Raw genomic sequence first — 5617 nt, forward strand, 5'->3', positions numbered from 1 at the left:
CCCGCCCACCGGTGAGTGTGCATGGTATGGACATTCGCTGTAGCCCTTATATTTCGGGCCTTCCAGAACCTCACTCTTATGTCCATACCAAGCGTAGAAAAATTTTCGTTATGGCGAGAAAATGTCCTTGGTATCGCTTACCGGATACGCTTTACGTTCGGCGGAAGCTTAGTATCTCGCAAACTGTTCAGCTCCAGCGTCAAGGCCAGGATTTTTGCATCTGCCTCCACAAGATGCGAAGCCAAGGCGTCCCGCTGCTTGATCACATCTGCAAGATGATCTTTCAAAGCTCGATTTTTGGTTCTCTCTTTTTTGGTAGCCTGGCGAGCGGAGATTGGGGAGCTTTGTATATTCTGAGAAAGCCATTCCTGGATCTCGGAAACCAGTGCTGGGAATCGAGACTTTTTTAAAGCAGAGGGGTCTAGCCCTGCTTCTTTAGCAACATTATTTTGACTAACCGGAGTACCTTTGGGTACGGTCAAGGTAGATCCGCTTTTTAAACGTTCAAAAGCATCTCGAAATGCCTGCTCAGCTCGCCCCATCTGATGAACTCCCTATAGTAAATAAAACGTTGGCTACTGCTTTGTCTTGCATCAAAAGAGATGCGTGATAAGGAGAGCCTATTGGGGCGTGCTCCAATCGATCTTGGATAATCTCGCGCAGCTCTATCAATTGAGGCGCGCGCTCTGTGTCATATAAAGCAACAGCACATGCTCCCCGGCCGTGACCTCCAGCACAATGTACAAGGGTATCAGCCCCACCGTACTCGCATGGACCACGCTTCGTGCATCCTCCCGCAAGTGTTTCGCGCCACTGTATATGACCCTTAGCCGCTGCGTTGGCAAGCTTTTCTCGGTCATCGGGTGAAACAATATTTAAGATTTGTGCTTTGCGATCCTCGCCGTATGGGCTGACAAAGCGAGGGGTTAACAGTCTAGATATTTCTTTACCTAAAACCTCGTACATAGCTTTCACGTAGGTCGCATAGGCAACGTCATTTAGCTTGACTCGTGAATACCCGCGGCCATAGTAAAGACTCATCGCTCGAGAAGTGTGTTTCAGCTGATACTGCAACGATGCGTCAGAAACTAAGGATGATGCTTGCATGTTTACAGCCCCGGTTCTTCGCAGCTGATGCCAAGCAAGCGGCCATGGTTTTCCAAGCTGCACATCCTCACCAAGTGTTGGAGTTAGTAATCGTGCATATTCTAGATCGTTTTCAGTAACTACTAACTGTGCTGGGTCCAGCAAGAATTTATAGCTTTTAAGTACGCTTCCATAGCTTGGATAGTTTGGGCGCACTGTAAAATCTCCGTCTAGACCGCTTCCTCTTGCCCAAGGTTCATATTGACGTATATTAAACCATGGGTTAGCCCGCTGTTCCTCTGGAACGCTGGAGCCGATAAATTCTACAGCTGTTGCTAAGCGCAATCGGACAACGTGCGTCATGACGTGAACTGCGATTTCGGCAGACGATGAGGTGACCCATCTAGCATCAAGATCATGAATTCGTTTAGTGGTCACTCCGCCTAAGGTATAAATTTTCCCGAACTGAGGGTCATCTTCAATATTTAAACAATTTGCGCGGAGCTTCCATACTTCATCTACCCGCATCAGTGACATGTTGAGTAGATAAGCATTTCCAACCTTGGTAGCTAAGGACATTAAGCTTCCCAGGCTGTAGATGGCGATCTTATGGTCAGGTGCATCTTTTCCAACTATCCACTTTCTTATGCAGTCATCTATTCCGTGCTTTTTTGCGTAATTAGCAAAAGGGCCGAAGTTTCTAGAAAATCCAACCTCTTTCTCATTGCTAGAGTGATTATGTTCCTGATGGCTAGTAAGCTCAGCTCCTACCTGCCCCCTATACAACTCTAAGCATTCTTTGTAACACGCAGCCACGCCTTTGCTGCATGCTAGATAATCTTCTAAAAACTCTCTCAGCCGACTCACTTGGTAGAGCCAAATACGGGGCGGTATGTAGGCTGTTTGGGATCCTTCATGCTTCGTTATAGCAGCGCTAAACCGTCTCAATGCATCACGGTCTAGAATGACGTGGCCGAACTCATTCCTATGCTCATATAGATTGTGGAAAAGAATTAGCGCTGGCTCAGCATGCGAAGACGAGAAGCAGTTAGGAATGTCTTCTACAACCTCATTGTGCTTATAGAGTTCTGCCGGATTGATATTCTTTGAAGAGCAGAGCTTGAGTAGCGGAGTGATATGAGTGAAGCGTGATTTTAGCGTGCCAGCATTGGTAACTGGCCTGGGGCCCCATAGCCACCATGCGCAGATAAGTCTAGCCATGTCTGAACAGTCTTTCGTCAGCTCAGGACCGCTTTTAATAAAGCTAAAGTCTAACCGCAATCGGCGAGCCGCCCAAACGTCCAAGATCCAAATGGAGTCGCCATAGCGGGATATGATATTGCCCGCCTGGCCGATGACTACAGGGAAGTCCGGTGCTGGAGGCCAAGTTGGAGGGCTATAATTTTCAGACTTAGCGTGAATGAAAGGGAGCTCTATCCCTAACGACAGACGTGCTTGGATGGTCATGGCTAGAGACGATACTCCATTAGCTTTATAAACCCTTCCCACTTAGGATGGAATCTACCTTCATCTAGTCTAATCGCTGACTCAGCAATCCAGGCTTTAAATTCGTTTATCTTGGAAAAAGCCTCAATTTTGGCTGTTACAGCATCAACAACAATTTTAGCAGGATGAATAACTGACTCGTTGGTTGTTGGCCGGTGAGTAGCTAACTCAACTGATTTCAGGTACCGGTAGCTGAAAAGAGACCACACGTGATCCAGCTCAGCTATGTCGCGCTGATGCACGCAAAATAGGCATCCAGCAGGGTTGGCGCAGTCAGGCTTAGGAGCTCCTTTGTGTACTGACTTAATTAGCAGTGGCTCAGGGGATACGCACACCCCAGGCCCAGGTGGAACGAGCGCTGACTCATGAGCCTGGTGGTATCTGGTGAGTTCAGAAAGGGCTACTTGATGATTTGGTCTCTCGTAACTCTGTAGAAGTGTAGTTTCGGTGTGCTGCGCCATCTCAGCTGTGAGGGATGGATCTCTGGTCTTGCGCAGCAGCCAGTTGACTTTTGACAGTCGTAGTGCTCTGGGGTTTACGTAAGAGACTTCAAGATCCTTTAATACATTTCTCACGGCTCTGAAAACTGGACAGGTACCAGGTGTTTTGGTGGCATGAGACTTCAAAGGGAATAGCAGTTCATCACTAGGGAAAAGCTGTTCACGCCATTTCAGGTATTTATCAAAATGCTGGCGATATTCGCTATAAATGTCGAACGATACCGCTCCACCACGCCGTGCTTTATGCAGGTTAGCTACCTTGTAACCTGTTGTAATGCTTTGGTATGTTACTTTGCTGACTTTGAGTTCAAGGGCTTGAGTTAAGTTGATTTGTGTTTGGGCTATAAAGATTAGGATTTCAGCCTCCAGCCGCAGATTCATAATCGAATGGCGGCTATTCCAGCTAACGTCATTGATGCGGCGCTCTCGCCGAGGTAGCGCCTTTTTATTTTTGCCAAGCAATCCATTCCATTTAAGTTTGTCTGTAGGGATTAATCCGCACCAATGAGTAGTGGTTTTACCGTCTCGATATGAAATATTTATTGGCAATGGCCCCTGAACTACCTCGGCCGTTAATGATTCACAGATATCCACAAGGGTTTCCCCCATGGCGAATAACTTAGAAAAGTCTATCTTGTCACTTTCGCGACCCCAATCTTTGGGCTTTGTCTTTTTTCTCAAACGGCTGAGTGAAATAATCGTGCTTGTACGATCTAACGCATCATCTATTAAAGCTCCGACCCGTGCAGCATTTCCGAAAGCCGTCTGTGCTGCCGTAGGCATTGTTCTCGTAGCGTCAAAACTCCAGTCGCACCAATCCAAAAAAACCTGCTCGATTGTGCCGAGGCTTAAGGTTTTTGCGTTAGAGTCCGCCCATTTGAAAAACGACCTTGTTGTTTGAAAGGTAGCCATGATCGTACCTGGGCTTTTGCCCGCAGTGACGCGGCCTTGGAGCGATTCGTAAAGTCTTATGCATAATCTTATTCGGGCGTCGGTAGTCTGAGGCAGATTACCCTCTGCTAGGATACTGACTACTTTGTTGATAGGTATAGAAGTAAGGCCTGGGTAGTAGAGAGAATTGAGGCTCCAAGGTGTCACCCTACTTCCGTACTCTATTCCGGTAAGTGTAAGGTCGGGTAATTGATTGGTCATTTCAAACCCTTGCAACTGAGGCGGCGTTGAAAAATGATTTTGTGAACTCGTTTGCCATCGCTACTTTAATTGGGTTTCTCTCAATGAATTTTATATATCTGATTGATGTCTCTTCATTCTTGTGAAGCAAGGCATCTTTCACTATGGCGATAGCATGAATTGCACCACCTGCGTTTATTGCCAGTCTGGCGAGCTCCGTCGCAAATGTGCACCTGGTCTGATGGAATTTGAATTTCTGAAGTGCAGAAACGCCATGTTTTAAACCTAGGTTTCGTAGAGAGTGCATAGCTACGTTGATAGCGGGTGAACTATCTCTGCTTCTATCCGCGTATGGGTTGCCTCGCTTTGTAAGAAACACTAGATTCTTATTGGTTTCCTCTGCCTTGGCCTCACGAAGCAGGCGAGTTGTGCTATAACAGTATTTACGAAGCTCATCCAGCAGTGGCTTGGTAATCCAAACGTGGCCCGTAACGCTATTTTTTGTAGGTACTGGCGGTCTAGCTCCTGGCCCTACAGCAATACGATATAGTCCTTCGGATGCGGGATCTTGAACCGCACTTTCCAAGGTTTCGATTGTTAGGCCAGAAATTGTCTGTATGCGCATTCCGGTAAAGAAGCCTACCATTAGAAGAAGGTAGATTTCATAAGGGCAGTATTTCAGCGCAAGGTCCAGTATCCTATCTCTATCGGAATTTGAAACCGGGTACAACCCTTCCTCCAAGCCCTGGGTGTTTGACTTCCGATTAGGTATAGATAGGCTAGTGGACGAGACTGTTAACGTTCGCTCTAGTCCAAAGGAATTATTGAATTTTATGTTGAAGAATTTTTCCTTCCACATAGGCCATTCGGGCGTCAACAGGCTTTGTGCCCTGAGCCACCGGTAAAATTGAATGACGATTTGCATGCGTTGTGAGCATGTGGAGTTCGCTTTTGTTCCTGATCGCAACTGGCGTCGTAGATGTCCGTGATATTTAACTAGGCACCGATCACTTTCAATTGGCGGGAAATCCCACCAATTGGTTTGAGTCCTTTCTAACCATTTACAGTACTCAAGCAGGGCGTAGGCTTTAGATTTGACTGTCTCGATGGGCTTTTGCCCTGTTGTCGCCTCTAGCATCAGCCATAGATTGGCTTCTCTCCATGGTTCACCGTCACCCCAAAATAGCTGAGGAAGGTCTGCTATGGCCGTGCTGTTCCTGACCCTATCCCAGGTGACTGCCCCTTGCTCAACAGTTGCCCTTGCTGGTGTGAAAAGGATGGATTCCTTGACGCTCAAATCGAAGCCCCCATGACATGAGATCAGGCCTAAAGCTGATCATGTCCATAGGTTGCGATTGTGGCTGTGGGATGTCCATAGCCCGTACTAACCTGTG

General features: G+C 47.2%; 4 protein-coding genes. All 4 read right to left on the reverse strand.

Annotated features, from left to right (window positions below; genetic code table 11):
• Nucleotides 1-137: 137 nt before the first annotated feature.
• A complete protein-coding gene (locus tag SB756_RS27860) occupies nt 138-542 on the reverse strand; it encodes a hypothetical protein (protein ID WP_410912715.1) in 405 nt (134 codons plus the stop codon).
• Nucleotides 529-2553, reverse strand: coding sequence for a hypothetical protein (locus SB756_RS27865; protein ID WP_410912717.1), 2025 nt, complete (start codon nt 2551-2553; stop codon nt 529-531). Before SB756_RS27865 ends, SB756_RS27860 begins: the two co-directional genes overlap by 14 nt.
• Nucleotides 2554-2555: 2 nt before the next feature.
• Nucleotides 2556-4004, reverse strand: coding sequence for a hypothetical protein (locus SB756_RS27870; protein WP_410912719.1), 1449 nt, complete (start codon nt 4002-4004; stop codon nt 2556-2558).
• Nucleotides 4005-4245: 241 nt separating this feature from the next.
• Nucleotides 4246-5520 carry a tyrosine-type recombinase/integrase gene (locus SB756_RS27875; RefSeq protein ID WP_410912721.1) on the reverse strand — a complete coding sequence of 425 codons (1275 nt, stop codon included), beginning with the start codon at nt 5518-5520 and terminating at the stop codon, nt 4246-4248.
• Between the last annotated feature and the right edge of the window lie 97 nt (nt 5521-5617).

Origin of the sequence: Pseudomonas sp. SIMBA_068 (assembly GCF_046534705.1) — a bacterium.
Classification (GTDB): domain Bacteria; phylum Pseudomonadota; class Gammaproteobacteria; order Pseudomonadales; family Pseudomonadaceae; genus Aquipseudomonas; species Aquipseudomonas putida.

What these genes read in the sequence shown, in the direction of transcription:
- SB756_RS27865 (WP_410912717.1), bottom strand. Translation starts at nt 2,553, where the DNA reads ATGACCATCCAAGCACGTCTGTCGTTAGGGATAGAGCTCCCTTTCATT.
- SB756_RS27870 (WP_410912719.1), bottom strand. Translation starts at nt 4,004, where the DNA reads ATGGCTACCTTTCAAACAACAAGGTCGTTTTTCAAATGGGCGGACTCT.
- SB756_RS27860 (WP_410912715.1), bottom strand. Translation starts at nt 542, where the DNA reads ATGGGGCGAGCTGAGCAGGCATTTCGAGATGCTTTTGAACGTTTAAAA.